Source organism: Streptomyces sp. NBC_01551 (genome assembly GCF_026339935.1).
In the GTDB taxonomy this organism is placed as follows: Bacteria; Actinomycetota; Actinomycetes; order Streptomycetales; family Streptomycetaceae; genus Streptomyces.
The window spans coordinates 5,649,553-5,676,371 of the sequence record NZ_JAPEPX010000001.1; the positions used below are offsets into that span (position 1 = coordinate 5,649,553).

At 72.5% G+C, this 26,819-nt stretch carries 24 protein-coding genes and 1 riboswitch; of the genes, 20 read left to right on the plus strand and 4 right to left on the minus strand.

The window, feature by feature from the left end:
- Window positions 1-15 precede the first annotated feature (15 nt).
- Window positions 16-684, plus strand: coding sequence for an HdeD family acid-resistance protein (locus OG982_RS25485; protein WP_266782805.1), 669 nt, complete (start codon window positions 16-18; stop codon window positions 682-684).
- 94 nt (window positions 685-778) lie between these two features.
- Window positions 779-1,336, plus strand: a complete 558-nt coding sequence (locus OG982_RS25490; RefSeq protein ID WP_266782803.1) for an ATP-binding protein — start codon at window positions 779-781, stop codon at window positions 1,334-1,336.
- A 71-nt stretch (window positions 1,337-1,407) separates the two neighbouring features.
- On the opposite strand, the gene idi is transcribed toward OG982_RS25490, so the two are convergent.
- Complete coding sequence (gene idi, locus OG982_RS25495) at window positions 1,408-2,007, minus strand: isopentenyl-diphosphate Delta-isomerase (RefSeq protein ID WP_266782801.1); 600 nt, start codon at window positions 2,005-2,007, stop codon at window positions 1,408-1,410.
- 130 nt (window positions 2,008-2,137) lie between these two features.
- A complete protein-coding gene (locus OG982_RS25500; protein WP_266782799.1) occupies window positions 2,138-3,478 on the minus strand; it encodes a bifunctional class I SAM-dependent methyltransferase/N-acetyltransferase in 1,341 nt (446 codons plus the stop codon).
- A 396-nt stretch (window positions 3,479-3,874) separates the two neighbouring features.
- On the opposite strand from OG982_RS25500, the gene OG982_RS25505 reads away from it, so the two are divergent.
- From OG982_RS25505 to OG982_RS25575, 15 genes are all read left to right on the plus strand, one after another.
- The gene (locus OG982_RS25505; protein ID WP_266791714.1) at window positions 3,875-5,668 is read left to right on the plus strand and encodes a DUF5941 domain-containing protein; all 1,794 of its coding nucleotides are present in this window, start codon (window positions 3,875-3,877) and stop codon (window positions 5,666-5,668) included.
- The gene (locus OG982_RS25510) at window positions 5,665-6,417 is read left to right on the plus strand and encodes a phosphocholine cytidylyltransferase family protein (RefSeq protein ID WP_266782797.1); all 753 of its coding nucleotides are present in this window, start codon (window positions 5,665-5,667) and stop codon (window positions 6,415-6,417) included. The genes OG982_RS25505 and OG982_RS25510 overlap by 4 nt, the downstream gene beginning before the upstream one ends.
- Window positions 6,405-7,466: an iron-containing alcohol dehydrogenase family protein gene (locus OG982_RS25515; protein ID WP_266782780.1), complete on the plus strand. Its 1,062-nt coding sequence runs from the start codon at window positions 6,405-6,407 to the stop codon at window positions 7,464-7,466. Before OG982_RS25510 ends, OG982_RS25515 begins: the two co-directional genes overlap by 13 nt.
- Window positions 7,444-8,223: a CDP-alcohol phosphatidyltransferase family protein gene (locus tag OG982_RS25520; RefSeq protein ID WP_266782778.1), complete on the plus strand. Its 780-nt coding sequence runs from the start codon at window positions 7,444-7,446 to the stop codon at window positions 8,221-8,223. The genes OG982_RS25515 and OG982_RS25520 overlap by 23 nt, the downstream gene beginning before the upstream one ends.
- An 8-nt stretch (window positions 8,224-8,231) precedes the next feature.
- A complete protein-coding gene (locus tag OG982_RS25525; protein WP_266791713.1) occupies window positions 8,232-9,104 on the plus strand; it encodes a glycosyltransferase family 2 protein in 873 nt (290 codons plus the stop codon).
- 97 nt (window positions 9,105-9,201) lie between these two features.
- Window positions 9,202-10,131: an ABC transporter permease gene (locus OG982_RS25530; RefSeq protein ID WP_266782776.1), complete on the plus strand. Its 930-nt coding sequence runs from the start codon at window positions 9,202-9,204 to the stop codon at window positions 10,129-10,131.
- The gene (locus OG982_RS25535) at window positions 10,124-10,906 is read left to right on the plus strand and encodes an ABC transporter ATP-binding protein (protein ID WP_266782774.1); all 783 of its coding nucleotides are present in this window, start codon (window positions 10,124-10,126) and stop codon (window positions 10,904-10,906) included. The genes OG982_RS25530 and OG982_RS25535 overlap by 8 nt, the downstream gene beginning before the upstream one ends.
- Before the next feature lie 357 nt (window positions 10,907-11,263).
- Window positions 11,264-12,190: a squalene synthase HpnC gene (gene hpnC / locus OG982_RS25540; RefSeq protein WP_266782772.1), complete on the plus strand. Its 927-nt coding sequence runs from the start codon at window positions 11,264-11,266 to the stop codon at window positions 12,188-12,190.
- Between the two features lie 50 nt (window positions 12,191-12,240).
- Window positions 12,241-13,176, plus strand: a complete 936-nt coding sequence (hpnD, locus tag OG982_RS25545; protein ID WP_266791711.1) for a presqualene diphosphate synthase HpnD — start codon at window positions 12,241-12,243, stop codon at window positions 13,174-13,176.
- A gap of 166 nt (window positions 13,177-13,342) precedes the next feature.
- Window positions 13,343-14,722: a hydroxysqualene dehydroxylase HpnE gene (gene hpnE, locus OG982_RS25550; protein ID WP_266782770.1), complete on the plus strand. Its 1,380-nt coding sequence runs from the start codon at window positions 13,343-13,345 to the stop codon at window positions 14,720-14,722.
- Complete coding sequence (locus OG982_RS25555) at window positions 14,719-15,891, plus strand: polyprenyl synthetase family protein (protein ID WP_266782768.1); 1,173 nt, start codon at window positions 14,719-14,721, stop codon at window positions 15,889-15,891. The genes hpnE and OG982_RS25555 overlap by 4 nt, the downstream gene beginning before the upstream one ends.
- Window positions 15,892-16,006: 115 nt before the next feature.
- Window positions 16,007-18,157 carry a squalene--hopene cyclase gene (shc, locus tag OG982_RS25560; RefSeq protein ID WP_266782766.1) on the plus strand — a complete coding sequence of 717 codons (2,151 nt, stop codon included), beginning with the start codon at window positions 16,007-16,009 and terminating at the stop codon, window positions 18,155-18,157.
- Window positions 18,157-18,801: a 1-hydroxy-2-methyl-2-butenyl 4-diphosphate reductase gene (locus OG982_RS25565; protein ID WP_266782764.1), complete on the plus strand. Its 645-nt coding sequence runs from the start codon at window positions 18,157-18,159 to the stop codon at window positions 18,799-18,801. Before shc ends, OG982_RS25565 begins: the two co-directional genes overlap by 1 nt.
- Window positions 18,802-18,806: 5 nt before the next feature.
- Window positions 18,807-19,838 carry an adenosyl-hopene transferase HpnH gene (gene hpnH / locus OG982_RS25570; RefSeq protein ID WP_266782762.1) on the plus strand — a complete coding sequence of 344 codons (1,032 nt, stop codon included), beginning with the start codon at window positions 18,807-18,809 and terminating at the stop codon, window positions 19,836-19,838.
- Window positions 19,835-21,244, plus strand: coding sequence for an aspartate aminotransferase family protein (locus OG982_RS25575; RefSeq protein WP_266782760.1), 1,410 nt, complete (start codon window positions 19,835-19,837; stop codon window positions 21,242-21,244). The genes hpnH and OG982_RS25575 overlap by 4 nt, the downstream gene beginning before the upstream one ends.
- Window positions 21,245-21,262: 18 nt before the next feature.
- Here OG982_RS25575 and OG982_RS25580 read toward each other — a convergent pair whose 3' ends face one another.
- Window positions 21,263-22,069: a tyrosine-protein phosphatase gene (locus OG982_RS25580; protein ID WP_266782758.1), complete on the minus strand. Its 807-nt coding sequence runs from the start codon at window positions 22,067-22,069 to the stop codon at window positions 21,263-21,265.
- Between the two features lie 278 nt (window positions 22,070-22,347).
- Window positions 22,348-22,556: riboswitch (cyclic di-AMP (ydaO/yuaA leader) on the plus strand.
- 1 nt (window position 22,557) lies between these two features.
- On the opposite strand from OG982_RS25580, the gene OG982_RS25585 reads away from it, so the two are divergent.
- The 3 genes from OG982_RS25585 (at window position 22,558) to OG982_RS25595 (ending at window position 25,961) form a co-directional block, all read left to right on the plus strand.
- Window positions 22,558-23,553, plus strand: a complete 996-nt coding sequence (locus tag OG982_RS25585; protein WP_266782757.1) for a LysM peptidoglycan-binding domain-containing M23 family metallopeptidase — start codon at window positions 22,558-22,560, stop codon at window positions 23,551-23,553.
- A gap of 166 nt (window positions 23,554-23,719) precedes the next feature.
- Complete coding sequence (locus OG982_RS25590) at window positions 23,720-24,505, plus strand: SGNH/GDSL hydrolase family protein (RefSeq protein ID WP_266782756.1); 786 nt, start codon at window positions 23,720-23,722, stop codon at window positions 24,503-24,505.
- A 256-nt stretch (window positions 24,506-24,761) separates the two neighbouring features.
- A complete protein-coding gene (locus OG982_RS25595) occupies window positions 24,762-25,961 on the plus strand; it encodes an MBL fold metallo-hydrolase (protein ID WP_266782754.1) in 1,200 nt (399 codons plus the stop codon).
- Window positions 25,962-26,074: 113 nt separating this feature from the next.
- Here OG982_RS25595 and OG982_RS25600 read toward each other — a convergent pair whose 3' ends face one another.
- Window positions 26,075-26,530, minus strand: coding sequence for a GNAT family N-acetyltransferase (locus OG982_RS25600; protein WP_266782752.1), 456 nt, complete (start codon window positions 26,528-26,530; stop codon window positions 26,075-26,077).
- Window positions 26,531-26,819: the final 289 nt, after the last annotated feature.

Sequence of the window (26,819 nt, forward strand, 5' to 3'; positions counted from 1 at the left end):
AAAGGTGGCACGTCCATGGGCGCAGACCGTACCCGCCGCGAAGAACAGCAGGAGAAGAAGAAGCTCAGCCGCAAGTTCGGCCTGCTGGCACTGCTCGGCGTGCTGCTGGTGCTGGCCGGGCTCGTGGGCCTCGTCTACACCGGCCTGGCCACGCTGACCTCGATGTTCCTCTTCGGCTGGCTGCTCCTGATCGGCGGTGTGGTGGGCCTCGTACAGGCTTTCCAGTCGCGCAAGAGCGACTACTTCTGGCTCGCCGTGATCGTCGCTGCCCTCAACCTGGCCGCCGGGTTCGTGATCCTGCGCCGCCCGGAGGCCAGCGCCGAGGCGCTGACCATGTTCGCCGCGCTGCTCTTCCTCGTCGGCGGCGTCTTCCGGCTGGTGGGCGCCCTGGTGGTGCGCGGCTCGAACTTCGGGCTCACCCTCGTCCAGGGCGCCTTCGGCATCCTGCTCGGCCTGCTGATCCTCTCCAACTGGCCCGGCAACAGTCTGTACGTGATCGGAACCTTCTTCTCCCTCGCCCTGCTGTTCGACGGGCTGGCCCTGATCGCCCTGGGGATGGGCGCCCGCCGCATCCTGGGGTTGGTCAGGGAAGACGAGGTGTCGCCGGCGTCCGGCGGGCTCGACGGGGCCCGCGAGGCGGCCGAGAAGCGCGCCCCGGAAGATCAGGAACGGTCGAACAGTTGACGCTGTCATACGCCAACGGTCAGAAAGCGTCCGATTGACGCTGACTTCTGGTCAGCGGTCCGGTCCGGACCAGGCTGTTCCCCACTCTTGACGCGTGGAGACGATCGAGCGTGAAGACGGGGGCCGGAAGATGGAAGACAGCGGGAACGTCCCGCCAGCCAGGGGAGGTGAGCCGGAGGCTCCGGCCGACCCCCTCGCGTACGAGGGAGTGTGGCGTTTCACCGCTCCCGCGGTAGAAGAATCCGTTCCGCAGGCGCGCCGGGCGGTCCGCGACCTGCTCGGCCGGCAGGGGGTGCCGGCCCACCAGGACCTGGTGTACTCCCTGCTGCTGATCGTCTCCGAACTGGTGACGAACTCGGTCCGGCACGCCGCTCTGCTCTCTCCGGAGGTCGCGGTCGAGGTCGCGATCGGCCGGGAGTGGGTCCGGGTGGCCGTCGAGGACAACCACCCGTACCGTCCCAAGGCCCTGGAGGCGGATTTCGGCCAGACCGGCGGCCGGGGCCTGCTGCTGGTGCGCGAGGTCACGCGGGAGGCCGGCGGGGTCTGCGACGTCGAGCACACCTCGACGGGCGGCAAGGTCATCTGGGCGGCCCTGCCGCTCACCACACCCGCCACACCTGCCGCACCCGTCGCGCCGACATCCGCCGTCTGAACGACGTAGCACCCCGTCGACCCACCGGGCCGGCGAACCGCCGGCCTGCCGGAGCACCGGCGTACGACGGGCTACCAGCCCGCGGCGTCCCCGGTCAGCTCGCGGATCGCGGGCCGGGCCGCGTCCAGCACCGTCATGAACCAGGCCGAGAACGGCGCCTCGGCGTGCCGCTTCGCCAGCTCCTCGGCGGTCACGAACGCGGTGTCGCCGACCTCTTCCGGGTCCGGCCGCAGGTCCGCCTGCGCCAGCCCCACGAACAGGTGGTTGAACTCCTGCTCCACCAGGCCCGACGCCGGGTCCGGGTGGTTGTAGCGCACCGTCCCCGCCTCCGCGAGCAGCGAGGGCGACAGCCCCAGCTCCTCGTGGGTCCGCCGGGCCGCGGCCGCGAACGGCGACTCCCCCGGGTAGGGGTGACCGCAGCACGTGTTCGACCAGACGCCGGGGGAGTGGTACTTCCCCAGGGCCCGCTGCTGGAGCAGCAGGCGCCCCTGCTCGTCGAAGAGGAACACCGAGAACGCCCGGTGCAGCTGACCGGGTGCCTGATGGGCGGAGAGCTTCTCCGCCGTGCCGATGGTGTTGCCGGACTCGTCGACCAGTTCGAGCATGATCGGTTCTTGAGTGCCGGTGCCGGTGGACGCGCGGTTCGCGGCGGTGGCTGGTGTGGTCGGCATACCCATCCTTCGCTTCGGACTTCGACCTTCAGTCTGCCGTACAAAAGAGGCTTGTCCCCACTTCGGTGATCCGCGCATGTCTGCCCCCCGCCGCGTGGTAGGCGGCGGGGGGCAGACGATCAGCGGGGCATCAGATCCCGAACGGGGCCGGATACCCGATCGTGCCCGCCGGAACCGGAACGGAATCGTCCAGCACCAGCGCCATCATCGCCTCGTCGGGTACCTCGAACGGCGCCCTGATGCCGAAGCGGGACGCCGGCACGAAACCGAAGCGCGGGTAGTACGACGGGTGGCCCAGGACCAGGACCAGCGACTCCCCGCGCTCCTTGGCGGCCGCGAGCAGGGCCCGTACGACAGAGCTCCCCGCCCCCGTGCGCTGGAGCGCGGGATCGGCGGCCACCGGGGCGAGCGCGAGCGCCGGTACGCCGTCCACCTCGCACCGGGTCAGCAGGGCGTGCGCCGCCACCGACCCGTCCGGGGCCTCGGCCACGTACGACAGCCCGGGCAGCCAGGAGGCGTCCGCCCGCAGCGCGTCCACGAGATCCGCCTCCAGCGGGGTCTCGAACGCCGCGAGGTTGACGTCCCGCACGGCGGCCACGTCGGCCGCGGTCTCCGGGCGGGCCGGCCAGGCGGCGCCGTCCCCGGCGGTCACCGGGCGCAGCACGTACCCGGTGTAGCCGTACTCGTGCCCGTGCCGGGCCCGTACGTCGAGCTCCTCGCGCGTCGCGGCCAGCGCGGCCGCCATCGCGGGAGCCCCGTCGCCGGGCGCGACCCCGGCGCCCTCCCCGGCCCCGTCGGCGGAGTGGGCGCGGGCCCGCTCCGCGAGCGGGCCGTAGTACTCGGCCCAGTCGGAGTCGGGCTGGTGGAAGACGCCCAGCACCCGGTACCCGGCGGCCTGGGCGGCCGCGAGGTTGCGGGCGGTGGAGCGCAGCGGGTAGTGCGTGTCCCAGAACGCGCGGGCCCCGGCGGACGGTCGCGCCGCCGTCCACTCGCACTCGGTCAGCACCAGGGTGCCGCCGGGGGCGAGCAGCCGCTTCCACCGCGTGAGCGCGGTGTCGAAGCCGATCGAGTAGGCGCTGCCCTCGGCCCAGACGAGGTCGAAGGAACCATCCGCACAGGCGAGCGCGCCCATGTCCGCGTTGACGGGGCGGACGCGATCGGCGACCCCCCGGGCCTCGGCGGCCGCGCGGAGCTCGTCGAGGAACGGGCCGTGCAGGTCGACGGCGGTCACCCAGGCGGCGCCGGCGCCCGCCGGCCCCGCCTCCTCGGCGAGGAGCAGCGCGCTGCGGCCCGGGCCGCAGCCCAGGTCGAGGACGCGCGGCCGCTCGGGCAGCGGTCCGCACAGGGACAGCAGGTGCCGGGTGGTCGCGTCGGAGCCGGGAGCCTGCCTGGGCAGCCCGTGGTGGAGTGTGAAGAACGCCTCAGCGAAGGCGTCGCGGGAGAAATCGGAGGAACGCGTGGTGTCGGTCAACGTGAACCCTTGGAAAGGGGGCACCGGCCGACGGGGCCGATCGCTCGGATCAGGCCTGGCCGGACGCCCGGAAGACGGTGGGGATGTACCGGAGTTCGCCGTGCGTGACAGCGACCACTGCGACGGTCATCAACCCACCTCTTTTCGCGTTCCGGGCGTACGAACGCGTACGCGACTTCGTTCACCGTAACATCCACGCGGTTTGTGGTCCGTCGCCGCGATCGTCAATGATGATCACGGCATGGGGGCCGGCCCGCCCAGAGCCCGGGAATCTTCGGCTTATCGGGGCGTAAACGGGTGGTGAACCCCCGCTTCCATTCATCCGATAGCCTCTGCCGACGTGCTGCCGCCCCACCAGGCGCGCGTTCCGCGTTCGTTGCCAAGGAGTGAGTTCGTCTGCCGACCGTCATCCTCACCGGCCTGCCGGTCCCCGGATCACCCCTGGCGGACGGGCTGCGCTCGCTCGGCTTCGACGTCCGCTCCGCCGCCGGGCCGGAAAACGCCACGACCCCCGATGAGATCGCGGCCGCGCTGGCCGACGTACCCGCCGACCAGCGGGTTGCCGTCGTGGACAGCGCCTTCGTCGGGCACCTGCACGCGCTGCGCCTCGCGCTGACCGACCCGCGCTTCGACGCCTGCGCCGTCCCCGGCGCCTTCGCCGTCCAGCCGGGCGCCCGCGCGGCCCTGGACAAGGCCGCGGCGCTCGCGCCCGGCGGCGAGGGCCCGTACGCGGACCGGCTCGCCGCCGCGGTCGAGGACGCGGGGACCACCGTCCAGCGCCCCGAGCTCGGCACGCTCGTCGCCACCGTCCCCGCCACCACCGCGGAGCGCGACGCGGCGGCCGCCGCCGTCGCCGCCGTGGACGACGAGGCCGTCCGGCTGCGGACCGCCGTGAAGTCCCGCGACGGGTTCTTCACCACCTTCTTCATCAGCCCGTACTCGCGCTACATCGCCCGCTGGTGCGCGCGCCGCGGCCTGACCCCGAACCAGGTCACCACCGCCTCGCTGATCACCGCGCTGATCGCCGCCGGCTGCGCCGCGACCGGCGAGCGCTGGGGCTATGTCGCGGCCGGCGTGCTGCTCCTCGTCTCCTTCGTCCTGGACTGCACCGACGGGCAGCTCGCCCGCTACTCGCTCCAGTACTCGACGCTGGGCGCCTGGCTCGACGCGACCTTCGACCGCGCGAAGGAGTACTCCTTCTACGCGGGCCTCGCGCTCGGCGCCGCCCGGGGCGGCGACGACGTCTGGGCCCTCGCGCTCGGCTCGATGATCCTGATGACCTGCAGGCACGTCGTGGACTTCGCCTTCAACGAGGCCAACCACGACGCCACCGCGAACACCAGCCCCACGGCCGCGCTGTCCGGACGGCTCGACAGCGTCGGCTGGACGGTCTGGGTCCGGCGGATGATCATCCTCCCGATCGGTGAGCGCTGGGCGATGATCGCGGTCCTGACCGCCTTCACCACGCCGCGGATCGTCTTCTACGCCCTGCTCGTCGGCTGCGCCTTCGGCGCGCTCTACACGACCGCCGGCCGCGTGCTGCGCTCGCTGACCCGCAAGGCGACCCGGACCGACCGGGCAGCCCAGGCCCTCGCAGACCTCGCCGACTCCGCGGTGCTCGCCTGGCTCGGCGCCCCGCGCCCCGCCAAGCGGGCGTCCCGCGCCTCGGTGTGGCTGGCCGTCGGCGGCGCCGTGATCATGATCGGCGAGGCCCTCCGGCAGGACTTCGGGTCCCCGTGGGTGATCGCCGCGGCGGTGGGCTACGCGGGGTTCTCGGCCGCGGCGGTCGCCGCCCCGCTGAAGGGCTCCCTGGACTGGCTGATCCCGCCGGTCTTCCGGGTCGCCGAGTACGTGACCGTCCTCGTGCTCGCCGCCAAGGCGGACGTGCCCGGAGCCCTTCCCGCCGCATTCGGACTGGTCGCGGCGGTCGCCTACCATCACTACGACACGGTCTACCGCATCCGCGGTGGTTCGAGCGCCCCCCCGAACTGGCTGGTGCGGACGACCGGCGGCCACGAGGGCCGGGTCCTGCTGACCGTGGTCCTGGCGGCCGTCCTCGCCCGTGACGCGTTCCCCGCCGCTCTCACGGCCATGGCCGTGTTCGTGGCGCTCGTGGTGCTCGTGGAGAGCATCCGCTTCTGGGTCTCCTCCGGAGCACCCGCCGTACATGACGAAGGAGAACCAGCATGATCGGCCTTGTCCTCGCTGCCGGTGCCGGACGCCGCCTGCGTCCCTACACCGACACCCTGCCCAAGGCCCTCGTGCCCGTCGGACCCGAGGGCCAGGAGGACAGCCTCACCGTCCTCGACCTGACCCTGGGCAACTTCGCCGAGGTCGGCCTCACCGAGGTCGCGATCGTCGTCGGCTACCGCAAGGAAGCCGTGTACGAGCGCCGGGAGGCCCTGGAGGCCAAGTACGGCGTCACGATCACGCTGATCGACAACGACAAGGCCGAGGAGTGGAACAACGCCTACTCCCTGTGGTGCGCGCGTGACGTCCTGAAGCGGGGCGTGATCCTCGCCAACGGCGACACCGTCCACCCGGTCTCCGTCGAGCGCACCCTGCTCGACGCCCGCGGCAACGGCCAGAAGATCATCCTCGCCCTCGACACGGTCAAGCACCTGGCCGACGAGGAGATGAAGGTCATCACCGCCGACGGCCAGGGCGTGCGGAAGATCACCAAGCTGATGGACCCGGCCACCGCGACCGGCGAGTACATCGGTGTCACCCTCATCGAGCCCGAGGCCGCCGAGCAGCTGGCCGAGGCCCTGAAGACCACCTTCGAGCGCGACCCCGACCTCTACTACGAGGACGGCTACCAGCAGCTCGTCAACGACGGCTTCACGATCGACGTGGCCCCCATCGGCGACGTCAAGTGGGTCGAGATCGACAACCACGACGACCTCGCCAAGGGCCGGACGATCGCATGCCAGTACTGACGCGGCTGATCCCCTCGCCGGTCGTCGTCGACATCAGCCGCGGGGCGATGGACGACCTGGCCGGCCTCCTGGCCGACCAGCGGATCTCCGCGTCCGGCAAGCTGGCGATCGCGATCAGCGGTGGCTCCGGCGTGGCGCTGCGCGCCAAGCTGGAGCCCGTACTGCCGCACGCCGACTGGTACCCGGTCGTCGACGGCACGATCGACTCCGCCGTCAAGCTGGCCGACGACATAAAGGGCCGCCGCTACGACGCCGTCGTGGGCCTGGGCGGCGGCAAGATCATCGACGTGGCGAAGTACGCCGCGGCGCGGGTCGGGCTGCCCATGGTGGCCGTCGCCACCAACCTCTCCCACGACGGCATCTGCTCGCCGGTGTCCATCCTGGACAACGACAACGGCCGGGGCTCCTACGGTGTCCCCACGCCGATCGCCATGGTGATCGACCTCGACGTGATCAAGGAAGCCCCGGTGCGGTTCATCCGCGCCGGGATCGGCGACGCGATCTCCAACATCTCGGCCATCGCCGACTGGGAGCTCTCGCACCGGCTCACCGGGGAGGCCGTGGACGGCCTGGCCGCGGCCATGGCCCGCACCGCCGGCGAATCCGTGCTGCGCCACCCCGGCGGTTGCGGCGACGACGAGTTCCTCACCGTGCTCTCCGAGGCGCTCGTCCTCTCCGGCATCGCCATGTCGATCAGCGGGGACTCCCGCCCGTCGTCCGGCGCCTGCCACGAGATCAGCCACGCCTTCGACCTGCTCTACCCGGGACGCTCCGCGCTCCACGGCGAGCAGGTCGGCATCGGCGCCGCGTTCGCCATGCACCTGCGCGGGGCCACGGAGCAGTCCGAGCTCTTCGTCCGGGTGCTGCGCGGCCACGGACTGCCCGTGCTGCCCGAGGAGATCGGGTTCAGCGTGGACGAGTTCGTCGCGGCCGTCGAGTACGCCCCCCAGACCCGTCCGGGACGTTTCACGATCCTGGAGCACCTCAACCTGTCAGCCGCCGAGATCAGGGACGCTTACTCCGACTATGCCAAGACCATCCGTAGCTGAACTCCGGCCCGTCGTTCACCCGCCGGGCGTCAAGGACCGGCGCAGCGGCGAGCACTGGGGCGGGCGCCTCTACATGCGCGAGATCTCCCTGCGCATCACCCGCGTCCTGGTGAACACCAAGGTCACGCCCAACCAGCTGACCTACGTGATGACCCTCGCCGGCGTCCTGGCCGCCCCCGCCCTGCTGATCCCGGGCATCTGGGGCGCCGTCCTCGGCGTGGTGATGGTCCAGCTGTACCTGCTGCTCGACTGCGTCGACGGCGAGGTCGCCCGCTGGAAGAAGCAGTTCTCGCTCTCCGGGGTCTACCTGGACCGGGTCGGCGCCTACCTGTGCGACGCCGCGGTGCTGGTCGGCTTCGGCCTGCGCGCCTCGGACCTGTGGGGCAGCGGGCGGATCGACTGGCTGTGGGCCTTCCTGGGCACCCTCGCGGCCCTCGGCGCGATCCTGATCAAGGCCGAGACCGACCTGGTCGGCGTCGCCCGCCACCAGACCGGCAAGCCGCCGGTCGCCGAAGCCGCCGCCGAGCCGCGCTCCTCCGGCATGGCGCTCGCCCGCCGGGCCGCCGCCGCGCTCAAGTTCCACCGGCTCGTCCTCGGCATCGAGGCCTCGCTGCTGATCCTGCTGCTGGCCGTCCTCGACCAGGTGCGGGGCGACCTGTTCTGGTCCCGCCTCGGGGTGGCCGTACTGGCCGGCATCGCGCTGCTGCAGACGGTGCTGCACCTGGTGTCGATCCTGGCTTCGAGCAGGCTCAAGTGACGACGGCGATGCGGCTGGGCGCCGTGATCATCACCATGGGCAACCGTCCCGACGAGCTCAAGGCGCTCCTCGACTCGGTGGCCCGCCAGGAGGGCGACCCCGTCGAGGTCGTCGTCGTGGGCCAGGGCGTGCCCGTCACGGGGCTGCCCGAGGGCGTCCGCACCGTCGAGCTGCCCGAGAACCTGGGCATCCCCGGCGGCCGCAACGTCGGCATCGAGGCCTTCGGCCCCGGCGGCGCCGAGGTGGACGCCCTGCTCTTCCTGGACGACGACGGGCTGCTGGAGCGCACCGACACCGCCGAGCTGTGCCGGCAGGCCTTCGCCGAGGACCCCCGGCTCGGGATCGTCAGCTTCCGGATCGCCGATCCGGACTCGGGCGAGACCCAGCGCCGGCACGTGCCCCGGCTGCGCGCCGCCGACCCGATGCGCTCCTCCCGCGTGACCACCTTCCTGGGCGGCGCCAACGCCGTCCGCACGAAGGTGTTCGAGCAGGTCGGGGATCTGCCCGGGGACTTCTTCTACGCCCACGAGGAGACCGATCTGGCCTGGCGGGCGCTCGACGCCGGGTGGCTGATCGACTACCGCGCGGACATGGTGCTGCTGCACCCGACCACTGCCCCGTCCCGGCACGCCGTCTATCACCGTATGGTGGCCAGGAACCGGGTGTGGCTGGCCCGCCGGAACCTGCCGGCCGTGCTGGTCCCGGTCTACCTGGGCGTCTGGCTCCTGCTGACGCTCCTGCGCCGGCCCTCGGTGCCCGCGCTGAAGGCCTGGTTCGGCGGGTTCAAGGAGGGATGGACGACTCCGTGCGGTCCCCGGCGCCCCATGAAGTGGCGTACGGTCTGGCGGCTGACCCGGCTCGGCCGCCCGCCTGTCATCTGACAAGCTCGAGTCTGGGAGCATGGGGCCCGATCGCGGGTCCCGTGCCCTCAGGCCCGTTCCCCTTCTGCCGCATCTTGAAGACGGAAAGTTTCAACTTGTGAGTGACACAACCCACGACGGCGCCCTCGCGACGAGCAAGCCGCTGTCCGAAGACGCGGGACTCAGTCCCGCGGAGCTCGCCGGGAAGTACGGCCTTTCTGTCAGCGGCGCCCGGCCCGGTCTGGGCGAGTACGTGCGGCAGCTCTGGGACCGGCGCCACTTCATCATGGCCTTCTCCCGGGCCAAGCTCGTCGCCCAGTACAGCCAGGCGAAGCTCGGGCAGATCTGGCAGGTGGCGACCCCGCTGCTGAACGCGCTGGTCTACTACCTGATCTTCGGCCTGATCCTGGACGCGGGCCGCGGCATGGAGAAGGGGGTGTACATCCCCTTCCTGGTGATGGGCATCTTCGTCTTCACCTTCACCCAGAACTCGCTGATGGCGGGCGTGCGGGCGATCCCCGGCAACCTCGGCCTGGTGCGCGCCCTGCACTTCCCGCGGGCCTCGCTGCCGATCTCGTTCTCGATGCAGCAGCTCCAGCAGCTGCTGTACTCGATGATCGTCGTCTTCGCCGTCGCGATCGCCTTCGGGAACTACCCGAAGCTGTCCTGGCTGCTGGTCGTGCCGACGCTGGTGCTCCAGTTCGTCTTCAACACCGGTCTCGCCATGGTCTTCGCGCGGATGGGTGCCAAGACGCCCGACCTCGCGCAGCTGATGCCCTTCCTCACGCGCACGTGGATGTACGCCTCGGGCGTCATGTTCTCGATCAGCGAGATGCTGAAGGACAAGCCGGCGTGGATCGCGGACGTGCTCCAGTGGAACCCCGCGGCGATCTACATGGACCTGGTCCGCTTCGCGCTGATCGACGACTACGGCCCGGAGAACCTCCCGCCGCACGTCTGGGCCTTCGCCGTCGGCTGGGCCGTGGTGATCGGCCTCGGCGGATTCGTGTACTTCTGGAAGGCTGAGGAGCGTTACGGCCGTGGCTGAGATCGCAAAGAGCAAGGTCCCCACCGTCATCGCCGACGACGTCCACATCGTCTACCGCGTCAACACGGGCAGCTCCGGCAAGGGCAGCGCCACCGCGGCGCTGAGCAAGATACTCCGCCGCGGCAAGGGCGACGCCCCCGGCGTCCGCAAGGTGCACGCCGTGCGCGGCGTCAGCTTCACGGCGTACCGGGGCGAGGCCATCGGCCTGATCGGCTCCAACGGCTCCGGCAAGTCCACCCTGCTCCGTGCCATCGCGGGCCTGCTGCCCTGCGAGTCCGGCAAGGTGTACACCGACGGCCAGCCGTCGCTGCTGGGTGTCAACGCGGCGCTGATGAACGATCTGACCGGTGAGCGCAACGTGGTCCTCGGTGGTCTTGCGATGGGCATGACCCGCGAGCAGATCAAGGAGCGCTACCAGGACATCGTCGACTTCTCGGGAATCAACGAGAAGGGGGATTTCATTTCCCTGCCGATGCGCACGTACTCCTCGGGCATGGCCGCGCGGCTCCGCTTCTCCATCGCGGCCGCCAAGGACCACGACGTCCTGATGATCGACGAGGCGCTGGCCACCGGTGACCGGAAGTTCCAGGTCCGCTCGGAGGCCCGCATCCGCGAACTCCGCGAGAAGGCCGGCAGCGTTTTCCTGGTGAGCCACAACAACAAGTCCATCCGCGACACCTGCGACCGGGTGCTGTGGCTGGAACGCGGTGAGCTCGTCATGGACGGCCCGACCGACGAGGTCGTGCGCGCCTACGAGAAGCACACCAGCGCCTGACCGGCCGCTTCCGGCCAAGGCCCGCGAAGGCCCCTGCCGCAGCCGTGCGGCAGGGGCCTCGGCATGCCGGTGGCGGGGCTCGCGTACGACATTCAGTAGCGGGGCGAACACCCCTTGGGGCCCCGCGGCGTTGTACAGCGTAAGCTGGAGCGGTCCTGTATCGCGGCAAGAGTGGACGATTCCCCGCAGGTGAAATGGCCTGAACCACCCCGGGGAAAGGCGGGCGGCGTGTCCGAAATAGGATGACTTGGGTCGGCAGTGTAGAACGGGAGATGTGACGGCAATGGCTACGGGAATTCTCCGGCCCCCAGGCTTTACGGCCGTCCCTACGGCAGCCCCCGCACCGGGCGGCGGGCGGTGACCCGGGAGCACGGCATCCGGCCCTCCTCACAGGCGGCCCACACACGCGCCACCCTCGACAAGGCGGCCGCGGAGAATTTCCCGGTCGCCCCCTCCTTCCTTCCCCGCGCCTGGCGCGAGGGACTCATGGCGGTCTACGGATACGCCCGCCTGGTCGATGACATCGGCGACGGCGACCTCGCCCCCGGCGGCCGCGACGCCGTCCTCCTCGGCCTCGACCCCGCCGCCGCGGACGACCGGCTCGCCATGCTCGACGCCTTCGAGGCCGACCTGCTGCGCGTCTTCGGCAGCGACGGCCCGCCCCGCCATCCCCTGCTGCTGGCCCTGCGGCCCGTGGTCCGCGACCACGGCCTGACCCCCGAGCCGTTCCTCGGGCTCATCGAGGCCAACCGCCAGGACCAGCGGGTGACCCGCTACGAGACGTACGGGGACCTCCTCGCGTACTGCGAACTGTCCGCGAACCCAGTGGGCCGGCTCGTGCTCTCCCTCACCGGGACCAGCACCCCCGAACGGATCCGCCGCTCCGACGCCGTCTGTACCGCCCTGCAGATCGCCGAGCACCTCCAGGACGTCGCCGAGGACCTCGGCCGGGACCGGATCTACCTCCCGGGCGAGGACATGCGACGCTTCCACGTGACCGAAACCGACCTGAAAGCCCCGACCGCCGGCGCGTCCGTACGCGCCCTGGTCGCCTTCGAAGCGGAGCGCGCACGCGAACTCCTGAATGAAGGCACCCCGCTCGTGGGTAGCGTGCACGGCAGGCTCCGGCTGCTGCTCGCGGGCTTCGTGGGAGGAGGGCGCGCCGCGCTGCGCGCCGTCGGCGCCGCCGGTTTCGACGTGCTTCCCGGCCCGCCCAAGCCCACCAAGACCGGCCTGCTCCGCGAGGTGGCCGCCGTCCTGCGCACAGCGCCGAGAAAGGGGTGAGCCCGACCGTGGAGGGCCCCACACACCCGTCCGCACCGTCCGCACCGGCGGTGGTGTCCGCACCGGTTGCCGCGGCGTACAGCTACTGCGAGGCCGTCACCGGCGCGCAGGCGCGCAACTTCGCCTACGGCATCCGGCTGCTGCCCACGGACAAGCGGCACGCCATGTCCGCGCTGTACGCCTTCTCCCGGCGGGTCGACGACATCGGTGACGGCACCCTGCCGCCCGAGGCCAAGCTGACCCGGCTGGAGGAGACCCGCGCCCTGCTCGGCCGGATCCGCGCCGACGACGTCGACGAGGACGACACCGACCCGGTCGCCGTCGCCCTCGCGCACGCCGCGCGCCGCTTCCCGATCCCGCTGGAAGGGCTCGACGAGCTCATCGACGGCGTCCTCATGGACGTCCGAGGCGAGACCTACGAGACCTGGGACGACCTCAGGGCCTACTGCCGCTGCGTCGCCGGCGCCATCGGCCGCCTCTCCCTCGGGGTGTTCGGCACGGTGAACTCCGCGGGCCTGGCCGCCGCCGACGCGGAGCGCGCCGGCGAGTACGCCGACACCCTCGGCCTCGCCCTCCAACTCACCAACATCCTCCGGGACGTTCGCGAGGACGCCGGCAACGGGCGCACCTACCTGCCCGCCGAGGACCTCGCCAAGTTCGGCTGCTCCGAGGGCTTCCACGGCGACCGGGCCCCTGCCGGCTCCGACTTCGCCGGGCTCGTCCACCACGAAGTCCGCCGCGCCCGGGCCCTGTTCGTCGAGGGCTACCGGCTGCTGCCCATGCTCGACCGCCGCAGCGGCGCCTGCGTCGCCGCAATGGCCGGGATCTACCGGCGCCTCCTCGACCGCATCGAGCGGGAGCCCGAGGCGGTGCTGCGCGGCCGCGTCTCGCTGCCGACGCACGAGAAGGCGTACGTCGCCGTCCGCGGCCTCTCCGGCCTCGACGCGCGCACCATCTCGCGCCAGAGCACCCGGAGGCGGGCCTGATGCCCCTTCCCGCCACCGCCGCGGCGGCCTCGCCGGCCCGCGGCCACGCCGCACGCCCCGCGCACGGCGGCATCGCAACTCCCGAGGGGGCGTCCGCGTCTCCCTCGGAGGGCGCCGGGCCCCTCGGGGACCGTCCGTTCGTCCGCCACAGCACCGGGGAGGGCTCATGAGCGGCAGCGACGACCGCGCCGTCGTCGTCGGCGGCGGGCTCGCCGGGGTCACCGCCGCGCTCGAACTCGCCGACGCGGGGCTGCGGGTCACCCTCCTCGAAGGCCGCCCCCGGCTCGGCGGCCTGGCCTTCTCCTTCAAGCGCGGCGACCTGACCGTCGACAACGGCCAGCACGTCTACCTGCGCTGCTGCACCGCCTACCGGTGGTTCCTGGACCGTGTCGAGGGCGCCGACCTCGCGCCGATCCAGGACCGCCTCGACGTACCCGTGCTCGACGTCGCCCACCCCGGCGGGCCCCGCCTGGGCCGGCTGCGCCGCAGCGCCCTGCCCGTGCCGCTGCACCTGGCCGCCTCGCTGGCCCGCTACCCGCACCTCTCGCTCGCCGAGCGGGTGAGCGTCGGGCGTGCCGCCCTCGCGCTGCGCCGCCTCGACCCCGCCGACCCGGCGCTCGACGGCCTGGACTTCGCGACCTGGCTCGGCCGCTACGGCCAGAGCCCGCGCGCCATCGAAGCCCTGTGGGACCTCGTCGGCATCGCCACCCTGAACGCCACCGCCGGCCAGTCCTCGCTGGGTCTGGCCGCCATGGTCTTCAAGACCGGCCTGCTTTCCGAGAACGGCGCCGCCGACATCGGCTGGGCCAAGGTCCCCCTCGGCGACCTGCACGACACCCTGGCCCGCAAGCAGCTCGACGCCGCAGGCGTGCGCACCGAGCTGCGGACCCGGGTCACCGGCATCTCCCGCACGCCCGACGGCGGCTGGCGCGTCGACACCGAGGACGAGTCCCTCGACGCGGGCACCGTCGTCCTCGCCGTCCCGCAGCGCGAGGCGCACGGGCTGCTCCCGGCCGGCGCCCTCGCCGACCCGGACAAGCTGCTCGACATCGACACCGCGCCCATCCTCAACGTCCACGTCGTCTACGACCGCAAGGTGCTCAAGCAGCCCTTCTTCGCCGCGCTCGGCTCCCCGGTCCAGTGGGTCTTCGACCGCACCGACGCCTCCGGGCTCACCGACGGCTGCCAGTACCTGGCCCTGTCCCAGTCCGCCGCCCATGCCGACATCGAGGAGCCCGTCTCCGTCCTGCGGACCAAGTACCTGCCCGAGCTGGAGCGGCTGCTGCCCGCCGCGCGCGGCGCGAAGGTACGGGACTTCTTCGTCACCCGGGAGCGGACCGCCACCTTCGCCCCCACCCCCGGCGTCGGCCGGCTGCGCCCCGGCGCGCGGACCGACACGCCGGGGCTCTATCTGGCCGGTGCGTGGACCGCCACCGGTTGGCCCGCGACCATGGAGGGCGCCGTCCGGAGCGGACTGGACGCGGCCCACGCCGCGCTCGCCACTCTCGGCCGCCACCGCGACCACCCCCTGCAGGAGGCGGCATGACGCCCGTCAGCACCACCGCCGCCACCGGCACAGCACGCTCAGCACGTACAGGAACCAGAGGAGAGCCAGTGAACCCGGGGAATCCGGCTGTCGAGAACACGGATGCCAGTGTGGGCACGGCCGGAGGGGGCGTGGAGAAGGCGGACACGCTCGCCCTGCTGGAGCGCGGCCGCACGCTGTCGACGCCCGTGCTCCGCGCCGCCGTAGACCGGCTCGCGGCGCCCATGGACACCGTCGCCGCCTACCACTTCGGCTGGATCGACGCCCAGGGCAACCCGGCGGACGGCGACGGCGGCAAGGCCGTGCGCCCCGCGCTCGCGCTGCTCTCCGCCGAGGCCGCAGGCGCCGCCGCCGAGGTCGGCATCCCCGGCGCCGTCGCGGTCGAGCTCGTGCACAACTTCTCGCTGCTGCACGACGACCTGATGGACGGCGACGAGCAGCGCCGCCACCGCGACACGGTGTGGAAGGTGCACGGCCCGGCGCTGGCGATCCTGGTCGGCGACGCGCTGTTCGCCCTCGCCAACGAGGTGTTGCTGGAACTCGGCACCGCCGAGGCCGGCCGCGCCGCGCGCCGCCTGACCACCGCCAGCCGCAAGCTGATCGACGGCCAGGCGCAGGACATCTCGTACGAGCACCGCGAGCGCGTCAGCGTCGAGGAGTGCCTGGAGATGGAGGGCAACAAGACCGGCGCCCTGCTCGCCTGCGCGGTCTCCATCGGCGCCGTCCTCGGCGGCGCGGACGACCGCACCGCCGACAAGCTGGAGGAGTACGGCTACCACCTCGGCCTCGCCTTCCAGGCCGTCGACGACCTGCTCGGCATCTGGGGCGACCCGGAGTCCACCGGCAAGCAGACCTGGAGCGACCTGCGCCAGCGCAAGAAGTCCCTGCCGGTCGTCGCCGCCCTCGCGGCGGGCGGGCCCGCCTGCGAGGAGCTCGGCCGGCTGCTCGCCGCCGACGCCAAGAGCAACGACTTCGAGAACTTCTCGGAGGAGGAGTTCGCGGCCCGCGCGGCGCTCATCGAGGCGGCCGGCGGCCGGGAGTGGACCGCCGAGGAGGCGCGCCGCCAGCACGCCATCGCCATCCGCGCGCTGGACGACGTCGACATGCCCCAGCGGGTGCGCGAGCAGCTCGTCGCCCTCGCCGACTTCGTCGTCGTGCGCAAGAGGTGATCGCCACCCGAGCTCGGATATGACTCGCGAGTCGCCGGCCGGCGCCACCTGACCGTGGCGCCGGCCGACGGCGGACCCCAGGACAGCAGAGGACACTGCACGCAAAGGGGAAGCCATGACAGCGACGACCGACGGCGCCGGGGCCTGCGGCGCCGATCCGGATGACAGTGCGGCCGCCGGGCCCGCCGCTCCGCCGGGCACCCGAGGGGCCGTCCGGCGGCGCCGGTCACCGGGGGGACCCGGAGCCGGCCCGGAGGCCGACTACGGTCCCGCGCGCGCGGCGCCGCAGGGCGTGATGCGGAGCGACCCGGTGCGGGGCGACGCGCTGCGGCCCGTCCAGGACGCCACCGCGCGGGCCGTGCGCAACCTGCTCGACCGCCAGGACCCCGAGGGCTGGTGGAAGGGCGACCTGGAAACGAACGTCACCATGGACGCCGAGGACCTGCTGCTGCGGCAGTTCCTCGGGATCCGGGACGAGGCCGTCACCCGCGCGGCCGCGCTGTCCATCCGGGGCCGGCAGCGCGACGACGGAACCTGGGCCACCTTCCACGGCGGGCCGCCCGAACTCTCCGCCACCATCGAGGCGTACGTCGCCCTGCGCCTCGCCGGAGACGCCCCCGACACGCCGCACATGGCCGCCGCCTCGGCCTGGATCCGGGGCCACGGCGGGATCGCCGCCGCCCGGGTGTTCACCCGGATCTGGCTGGCGCTCTTCGGCTGGTGGGACTGGGACCACCTGCCCGAACTCCCGCCCGAGCTGATCTTCCTGCCGCCCTGGGTGCCGCTCAACATCTACGACTTCGGCTGCTGGGCCCGCCAGACCATCGTCCCGCTGACGGTCGTCTCCGCGATGCGGCCCGTCCGCCCGGCCCCCTTCGCGCTCGACGAGCTGCACGCCGACGCGCGCGTCCCCGCCCCGGCCCGCCGGATGGCCCCGCTGACCAGCTGGAACGGCGCCTTCCAGCGGATGGACAAGGCCCTGCACGTCTACCGGCGCCTCGCCCCGCGCCGGCTGCGCGCGGCGGCGATGGCCACCGCCGGCCGCTGGATCATCGAGCGGCAGGAGAACGACGGCTGCTGGGGCGGGATCCAGCCACCCGCCGTGTACTCGATCATCGCCCTTCACCTGCTCGGCTACGACCTGGGGCACCCGGTGATGCGGGCCGGGCTGGAGTCCCTCGACCGGTTCGCCGTGTGGCGCGAGGACGGCTCCCGGATGATCGAGGCCTGCCAGTCCCCGGTCTGGGACACCTGCCTGGCCGCCATCGCGCTGGCCGACGCGGGGGTGCGCCCCGACCACCCGGCCCTGGTGAAGGCAGCCGACTGGATGCTCGGCGAGGAGATCGTCCGCAGCGGCGACTGGGCCGTGCGCCGGCCCGGACTCGCCCCGGGCGGCTGGGCGTTCGAGTTCCACAACGACACCTACCCCGACATCGACGACACCGCCGAGGTGGTCCTCGCGCTGCGCCGGATCCGCCACCCCGACCCGGCGAAGGTCGAGGGCGCCATCGCCCGCGGGGTGTCCTGGAACCTCGGGATGCAGTCGCGCAACGGCGCCTGGGGCGCCTTCGACGCCGACAACACCAGCCCCTTCCCCAACCGGCTGCCGTTCTGCGACTTCGGGGAGGTCATCGACCCGCCGTCGGCGGACGTCACCGCGCACGTCGTGGAGATGCTCGCGGTCGAGGGCCGGGCGGCGGACCCGCGGACCCGCCGGGGCATCGCCTGGCTGCTCGCCGAACAGGAGCCGGAGGGCGCCTGGTTCGGCCGCTGGGGCACCAACTACGTGTACGGGACCGGGTCGGTGGTCCCGGCCCTGACGGCCGCCGGCATGGCCCCGGCGCATCCCGCGATCCGGCGGGCGGTGCGCTGGCTGGAAACCGTACAGAACCCGGACGGGGGCTGGGGCGAGGACCAGCGCTCGTACCAGGACCGGGCCTGGGCCGGGAAGGGGGAGTCCACCGCCTCGCAGACCGCGTGGGCGCTGATGGCCCTGCTCTCGGCGGGCGAACGGGACGGCAAGGCCGTCGAGCGGGGCATCGCGTACCTGGTGGAGACCCAGCAGCCGGACGGCGGCTGGGACGAGCCGTACTTCACCGGCACCGGCTTCCCCTGGGACTTCTCCATCAACTACCACCTGTACCGGCAGGTGTTCCCGCTCACCGCGCTCGGCCGCTACCTGTACGGGGAGCCGTTCGGCCCCGACGGCCGGCACACCGGCGCCCGCCCGGGCGACCGCGCCGCGGCCCTGGCCGAGGAGGCGTGATGGAGCGCCGAGCCGACGCCCCCGCCGCGCTGCTGGTCGCCTGCGCCCTGCGCATCGAGCGGGCGGCCCTGCGCAGCGGCCCGGAGCGCGGCGCTCCCGAGGGGTACGCCGTCCTGCGCACCGGCATGGGCCCGCGCGCCGCGGAGCGCGCCGTCGCCCGGGCGCTGGCCGGACCGGGGCGGGGCGGGGCCGCGGTCCTGGCCACCGGGTTCTGCGCCGGGCTGGTGCCCGGCATGAGCCCCGGCGACCTGATCGTCGCCGAGGAGACCCGGGACCCGCGCGGGACCGTCGCCTGCGACGGGACCGCCCTGCTGGCCGAGGCGCTGGCCCGGGCCGTCCCGGGCCGGACCGTGCACCTCGGCGCGCTGACCGGCTCCGACCACGTCGTCCGCGGCCAGGAGCGCGCGCAGCTGCGCGCCACCGGCGCCATCGGGGTCGACATGGAATCGGCGGCCACCCTCTGGAGCGCCACCCGCGACCGGCGCGGCCCGGTTGCGGCCGTCCGGGTGATCGTGGACGCTCCGGAGCACGAGCTCGTCCGTATCGGCACGGTTCGCGGTGGAATATCTGCCTTCCGTGTTCTCCGTGCCGTGCTGCCCGCGTTTTATGAATGGCACCGTTCTTTGCTGCTCCCCAGGAGGTGAGCCAGATGGCCATGCCACTGCGACAGTCCATCAGGGTCGGGACCTATCTTCTCGAACAGAAGCTCAGGAAGCGTGAGAAGTTCCCGCTGATCGTCGAGCTCGAACCGCTCTACGCCTGCAACCTGGCCTGCGAGGGGTGCGGCAAGATCCAGCACCCGGCCGGGGTGCTCAAGCAGCGCATGCCGGTCGCCCAGGCGGTCGGTGCCGTCCTGGAATCCGGGGCCCCCATGGTGTCCATCGCGGGTGGCGAGCCCTTGATGCACCCGCAGATCCACGAGATCGTGCGCCAGTTGGTGGCCCGGCGGAAGTACGTCTTCCTCTGCACCAACGCGATGCTGCTGCGCAAGAAGCTGGAGAAGTTCACCCCGTCCCCGTACTTCGCCTTCGCCGTGCACATCGACGGGCTGCGCGAGCGGCACGACGAGTCGGTGGCCAAGGAAGGCGTCTTCGACGAGGCCGTCGCGGCCATCAAGGAGGCGAAGAAGCGCGGGTTCCGAGTGACCACGAACTCCACCTTCTTCAACACCGACACCCCGCAGACCATCATCGAGGTGCTCAACTACCTCAACGACGACCTCAAGGTCGACGAGATGATGATCTCGCCCGCCTACGCCTACGAGAAGGCCCCCGACCAGGAACACTTCCTGGGCGTCGAACAGACCCGCGAGCTCTTCAGGAAGGCCTTCGCGGGCGGCAACCGGCGGCGCTGGCGGCTCAACCACTCGCCGCTGTTCCTCGACTTCCTGGAAGGCAAGGCGGATTTCCCCTGCACCGCCTGGGCCATTCCGAATTACTCCCTCTTCGGCTGGCAGCGCCCCTGCTACCTGATGAGCGACGGCTACGTGCCGACGTACCGGGAGCTGATCGAGGAAACCGACTGGAACAAGTACGGCCGCGGAAAGGACCCGCGCTGCGCGAATTGCATGGCGCACTGCGGCTACGAGCCGACCGCCGTCCTGGCCACCATGGGCTCGCTCAAGGAGTCCCTGCGCGCGGCCAGGGAGACGATCGGCGGCAACCGGGACAGCGCGGTATGACCCCGGCACGGGGAGGGGCCGGGCGCGGGGGCTTCGACCTCGGCGCCCTCCTCGCCGAGCGCGGCGGGGAGCGCTACGAGCTGCACGCCCGGCACCTCAACCACCAGCTGCCCCGCATGCTGCACACCATCGGCTTCGACAAGGTCTACGAACGGGCCGAGGGCGCCCACTTCTGGGACGCCGAGGGGAACGACTACCTCGACATGCTGGCGGGCTTCGGCGTGATGGGCCTGGGCCGACACCACCCGGTGGTCCGCCGGGCCCTGCACGACGTCCTCGACGCCCAGCTCGCCGACCTCACCCGCTTCGACTGCCAGCCGCTGCCGGGACTGCTGGCCGAGAAGCTGCTCTCGTACAGCCCCCACCTGGACCGGGTCTTCTTCGGCAACAGCGGCACCGAGGCGGTCGAGACCGCCCTGAAGTTCGCCCGGTACGCCACCGGCCGCCCCAGGATCCTCTACTGCGACCACGCCTTCCACGGGCTCACCACCGGCTCCCTCTCGGTCAACGGGGAGGGCGGGTTCCGGGACGGCTTCGCGCCGCTGCTGCCCGACACGAGGATCGCCCTCGGGGACCTGGCCGCCCTGGAGCGGGAGCTGCGGCGGGGCGACGTCGCCGCGCTCATCGTCGAGCCGATCCAGGGCAAGGGCGTGCTCGCGGCCCCGCCCGGTTTCCTGTCCGCCGCGCAGGAACTGCTGCGCCGCCACAAGGCGCTGCTCATCGCGGACGAGGTGCAGACCGGGCTGGGGCGTACCGGTGACTTCTACGCGTACCAGTACGAGCCGGGCGTGGAACCGGACCTGGTGTGCGTGGCCAAGGCCCTGTCGGGCGGCTACGTGCCGGTCGGCGCGACCCTCGGCAAGGACTGGATCTTCAAGAAGGTCTACTCCTCCATGGACCGGGTGCTGGTGCACTCCGCGAGCTTCGGCTCCAACGCGCAGGCGATGGCCGCCGGGCTCGCGGTCCTCTCGGTGATGGACGACGAAGGGGTCGTGGCGAACGCCCGCGCGACGGGTGACCTGCTGCGCGGGCGGCTCGCGGCGATGGTGGACGAGTACGAGCTGCTGCACGAGGTGCGCGGGCGCGGGCTGATGATCGGCATCGAGTTCGGCCGGCCGTCCTCGCTCGGGCTGCGCAGCCGCTGGACCATGCTCCAGGCGGCCCGCAAGGGGCTGTTCGCGCAGATGGTGGTGGTGCCGCTGCTGCAGAAGCACCGGATCCTCACCCAGGTCTCCGGCGACCACCTGGAGGTCATCAAGCTCATCCCGCCCCTCATCGTGGACGAGGGCGACGTGGACCGGTTCGTGACCGCCTTCCGGGCGGTCATGGACGAGGCCCACGGAGGGGGCGGCCTGATGTGGGACTTCGGCAGGACGCTGGTGAAGCAGGCCGTCGGCAACGGCTGACGGCCCGCTCCGGCGGGGCTATTCCAGGAGCCGGTCCCGCAGCCGGCCGAGGGTCTCGGGCGCCAGCCCGAGGCCCTCCGCCAGGTAGGGCTCCACTCCGCCCCAGGTCGTCTCGATGGTGTCGAAGGCCGCCGTCAGGTACTCGGCGCGGGCGTCGAAGAGGGGCGCGAGGAGCTCTGCCACCTCGGGGGAGCGGGCCCCTGCGGGCTCCCCGCCGCGGCGCATCCGGTAGCGGCGGTGCGGCGCGTTGGACTCCAGGTAGTCCGCCACGATGGCGTCGCGCTCCACGCCGAGCGCGAGCAGCGTGACCGCGATCGACAGGCCGGCCCGGTCCTTGCCGGCCGCGCAGTGCATCAGGGCCGGGACGCTGTCCTCGGCGAGGGCGTGCAGGACCCGGCTGTGCTCGGCGGTGCGTCCCGTGATGATGGCGCGGTACGCGTCGGTCATCCGGGTCACGCCCTTGCCGTCGCCCAGGATGCCGCGGAGCTGGGCGAGGTCGCCCTCGCGGACCAGCTTCCAGAACTCGCTGCCGTCCGCCGGGTCCGACAGCGGGATGTTGACGTTCCGGACGCCGGGGAGCTCCACGTCGAGGCCGTCGAGGGCCCGGTCGGCGCCGTTGCGGAAGTCGAAGACGGTGTGCAGGCCGAGCGACGCGAGGAAGTCTGCATCGGTTTCGGTGGCATGTGCCAGATGTCCGCTTCGGAATAGTCGTCCCGACCTGACCCTCCGTCCGTCCGCGGTCGGCATCCCGCCGACGTCACGGAAATTGCGCACTCCGGACAGTTCCGGCTCCATGTACGGGGCCTGGGGTATCTGCTGGGTCACGGGAACTCCTCCGCATCGTCGTGGGGTGTCCGAATTACACTGTTTGGCGCCAACTTGCCATATCCGGAGGCGAGATCGGGTCCGTCCCCGTGAGCCAGATCATACGGTGACCGTGAGTGCCTGATCGCCGAAGTCGAATTGCCTTGCCAGGGCGGTTGTTGAGGGTCCGGAATGGACGGAGGGTGACGGGAATTCCGTTGATCCCTCATACCTGCGAATGCGTCAGGGAATTCGTGGCTTGTTCCGCGTGGCGCGGCTGGATTACCTTCGCGATCGATCCGGGTGGACCGCCGAATCCTGCCGCCGCCCGGGAACCGCACCCGACTATCAGCGCGCGCGGCAGGAGCGGGGGAACCAGGTAAGCCGCTGTTCCGGATCTCTGTCCGGGACGGCTTGGGGTGAAGCCGTACATGTGCTGTTCATGTACGGCCGGACATCTCCAGTCCGAATCCGACAGCTCACCTCGCAGGCGACGGAGAGGAAATGCCATGCCCGCAAAGGGTAAGCACCGCCGTCCCAAGTCCCGTTCGATTTCGCGCGGTTTCGCCGTGGCGGGCACCGGTGGCGCGGCCCTCGCGCTGCCGTTGCTGGGTGCGACCGGCGCCTCCGCGGCCGGCGGCCAGACCGCCGCCCCCGCCGCCGCTCCGGCCTCGGCGCCGCAGGTGCGGGCCGCCGCCCCGCAGGTGCAGGCCGCTGCCCCGCAGGCAACGCAGGCCGCGCCGGCCGTGTACACGGTCGTGCCGGGCGACTACCTCTCGAAGATCGCCGCGGAGCGCCACCTGGAGGGTGGCTGGGAGCGGCTCTACGAGGACAACCGCGAGGCCGTCGGCGCCAACCCCTCCCTGATCCACCCGGGTCTGAAGCTGACCCTGGGCGCGAAGGGCGCGGCGGCCGAGGCCCCGGCGCAGTCCGCCCCGGCCCCGAAGCGCGCGCAGCAGCCGACGCAGCGGTCGGCCGACCGGTCCGCCGAGAAGCCGGCCGAGCGGTCCGCCCCGGCCCCGAAGGCCAAGGCGAAGACGGCCGCCGCCGCACCCGCCAAGCAGCAGGACGCGGGCTCCTCCACCGCCACCGGCAAGACGGCCGCCTTCGTGGCCCCCGTCGGCGGCGGCATCTCCACCCAGTACAAGACGGCCGGCGCCATGTGGTCCTCCGGCTATCACACCGGTGTGGACTTCATCGCGAGCTCCGGCACCACCGTCCGGGCCGTCGGCGCGGGCACCGTCGTCTCCGCCGGCTGGGCCGGCTCGTACGGCAACGAGGTCGTCATCCGGCACGCGGACGGCAAGTACTCCCAGTACGGCCACCTCTCGCAGCTGTCGGTCTCGACCGGCCAGAGCGTGACCCCCGGCCAGACCATCGGCCTCTCCGGTTCGACCGGCAACTCGACCGGCCCGCACCTGCACTTCGAGATCCGCACCGGGCCGTCCTACGGCTCGGACATCGACCCGCTCGCCTACCTCCGCACCAAGGGCGTGAGCATCTGACGGCAGCCGCCGCCGGACGAGGTACGACCGACACGTGAGGCCGGGGCCCGAGGGGGGTCCCGGCCTCACGCCGTTATTCCGATCCGACCGGGTGGTATAGATCACGGTCCGTCAACCCCTGCCTACGGTGGCGTAGGTCACGTGCCGGGGTGAAGGATGTGTTCTCGTGGCAGCGACGACGACGACACTCAAGACCATCGGCTCGTACGCGGCGATCGGGGACAGCTTCACCGAGGGCGTGGGGGACCCGGGACCCGGGGACAGTTTTCTCGGCTGGGCGGACCGGCTGGCCGTACTCCTGGCCGATCAGCGGGAAGAGCACACCTTCCGGTACGCCAACCTGGCCGTGCGGGGGCGGCTCCTGGACCAGATCGTGGAGGAGCAGGTGCCGCGGGCCAAGGAACTCGCGCCCGACCTGGTGACCTTCTGCGCGGGCGGCAACGACATCATCCGGCCCGGCAGCGACCCGGACGACGTCGCGGAGCGGTTCGAGGCGGCCGTCGCCGACCTCGCCGGCGCCGTCGGGCAGGTCATGATCACCACCGGCTTCGACACCCGGGGCGTGCCGGTCCTCAAGCACATCCGGGGCAAGGTGGCCACGTACAGCGCGCACGTGCGCGCCATCGCCGACCGGTACGACTGCCCGGTGCTCGACCTCTGGTCGCTGAAGTCCGTACAGGACCGGCGGGCCTGGGACGCCGACCGGCTGCACCTCTCGCCCGAGGGCCACACGCGGGTCGCGCTGCGCGCCGCGCAGGTGCTCGGCCTGGAGGTGCCCGCCGACCCCGACCAGCCGTGGCCGCCGCTGCGGCCGCGCGGATCGGTGGACGTGACCCGGGACAACATCCAGTGGGCCCGCGAGTACCTGGTGCCGTGGATCGGCAGGCGGTTGCGAGGGGAGTCCTCCGGGGACCACGTCGAGGCCAAGCGGCCCGACCTGCTGCCGCTGTAGGACGGGCGCGGTCGGGGCGGGACACCGGCGAGGGCGGCCGGGCGCGGTGGCGCGGGCAGGCCGTGCGGGCGGGCGGGGGTCGTGGCGCGGGCAGGCCGAGCCGTGGAGCGAGCCCGCCGGGGCCTTGGCGTGGGCGGGCCGGGGCCTTCCCGCGGGCGGGGCGCGGGGACCGGGCGCGGAATCCTTCGGGTCCGGTGCGCGTTGGAACGTCGTAGCCTGTATGACCCGTCCTGCCCCGAGCCTTCCTGGAGGCGCCTTGACCGGCTCCCGTCCCCTGCGTCCGCGACTGCGCGCCCTGCGGCCCGAAGCCTTCGGCGCGGACCCGTCCGGCGCGCGGATGGAGCGGATCCGCCGCTCGCCGAACTTCGCCGACGGCGTCTTCCAGAACCCCATCGGCGCCCGCACCCGGCCCTCCGGCTCCATGGCGGAGTTCGCCAAGATCTACTTCCACAAGGAGCAGCGGGTCCGGCGCAACCCCGGCGCGCCGATCCCGGTCTACCCGACGACCCTCGCCGAGCTGGCGAAGCCGCCGGTCAGCGGGCTGCGCCTGACCTGGATGGGGCACTCCAGCGTGCTGGCGGAGATCGACGGGCGCCGCGTGCTGTTCGACCCGGTGTGGGGCGAGCGCTGCTCCCCCTTCCCCTTCGCCGGCCCCAAGCGCCTGCACCCCGTGCCGGTGCCGCTGGCTTCCCTGGGCACGGTCGACGTCGTGGTGATCTCCCACGACCACTACGACCACCTCGACCTCCCGACGATCAAGGCCCTGGCCGGTACGGACACGGTCTTCGCGGTCCCGCTGGGCGTCGGCGCGCACCTGGAGCGCTGGGGCGTCTCGCCCGACCGGCTGCGCGAGCTGGACTGGAACGAGAGCACCGAGGTCGCCGGGCTGTCCCTGACGGCCACCCCGGCCCGGCACTTCTGCGGGCGCGGTCTGCGCAACCAGCAGTTCACCCTGTGGGCCTCCTGGGTGGTCACGGGCGACTCGCACCGGATCTTCCACAGCGGGGACACCGGCTACTTCCCCGGATTCAAGGAGATCGGCGCGGCGCACGGCCCGTTCGACGCCACGATGATCCAGATCGGCGCGTACTCGGAGTACTGGCCCGACATCCACATGACACCGGAGGAGGGCATGCGGGCCCACCTCGACCTCCAGGGCGACATGCCGCACGGCACGATGCTGCCGATCCACTGGGGCACCTTCAACCTGGCCCCGCACCCGTGGGACGAGCCCGGCGAGGGCACGGTCGCCGCGGCCGAGGGCGCGGGCGCGGCCATCGCGCTGCCGCTGCCGGGCCAGCCTTTCGAGCCGGGCTCGGCCGACGCGCCCGCGGCGCCCTGGTGGCGGCCCTTCGTGGCGGGCGGCTCGCCCGCGCCCGCCGGGCAGCCCCGGTCGGCCGCCGCCGAGCGCCCGCCGGCCGTGGCGCAGGAGGAACCCGAGTCGGTGGGTTCGTAGCACGGCCTCGCCCTTCAGGGCCCGGGTCCCGGCACCGTCCGGAACCCGGGCCCCGGCGTTTGCCGGGGCCCGGCTGTCCCGGGCTCCGGCGTGCCCCGGGCCGCCCGGGTTGGTCAGTGCCCGGGGGCCATGTCGTAGGTGACCCACATCGTGCGCGTCGCGACCTGGTCGTACTTGGAGCGCGCCCGGTGGTTGTCGTCGGCGGTGATCCAGCGGACGACGCTCCAGCCGCGCTCGGCCGCGATCTCGCGCAGCCGGGCGAGCAGCAGGTCGGCGGCGCCGGAGCCGCGGCTGCCTGGGGCCACGAACAGGTCGTCGAGGTAGCAGCCGACCGCCGCGAACAGCGGCCGGGCGTACGGACGGTAGTGCGCGAGGCCGATCAGATGGCCGTCGGCGTCCTCGGCGACGAGGGCGTTCTCCTCGTGGCCGGGGTCGTTGAGCCAGTCCCACACCGTCCGGGCGGCTTCCTCGCTCTGCTCCACCTTGTAGAAATCGGCGTAGCCGCGGAACAGCGCGCGCCACTGGGCGAAGTCTTCGGGCCGGAGCGCGCGTACCTGGATCTGGGACATGTGAGGGAACTCCCGTGGTCGGACAGCGAGGGGTGTGCCGGAAACCGATCATGCTCGATCCCCGTGCGGGGGCTGAGTGCCGCGGTGTCGAAACGCGGCTCTCCCGGACGCCGTCGCGGACACTTGCCCCCTGCCCGGCCCGCCGTGCGCGGGCTGACCGGCGCGATCCCGCCGCGCCGGGGCGTACGCGCTCCCGGCGCATTCGGGCTGCCGTACGAGCGCTCCATCGGGAGCGGGAAGCACCCCCGCCAAGTTCCCCAACTGGGCGTCCGGGGCGGGATCGTGCGGT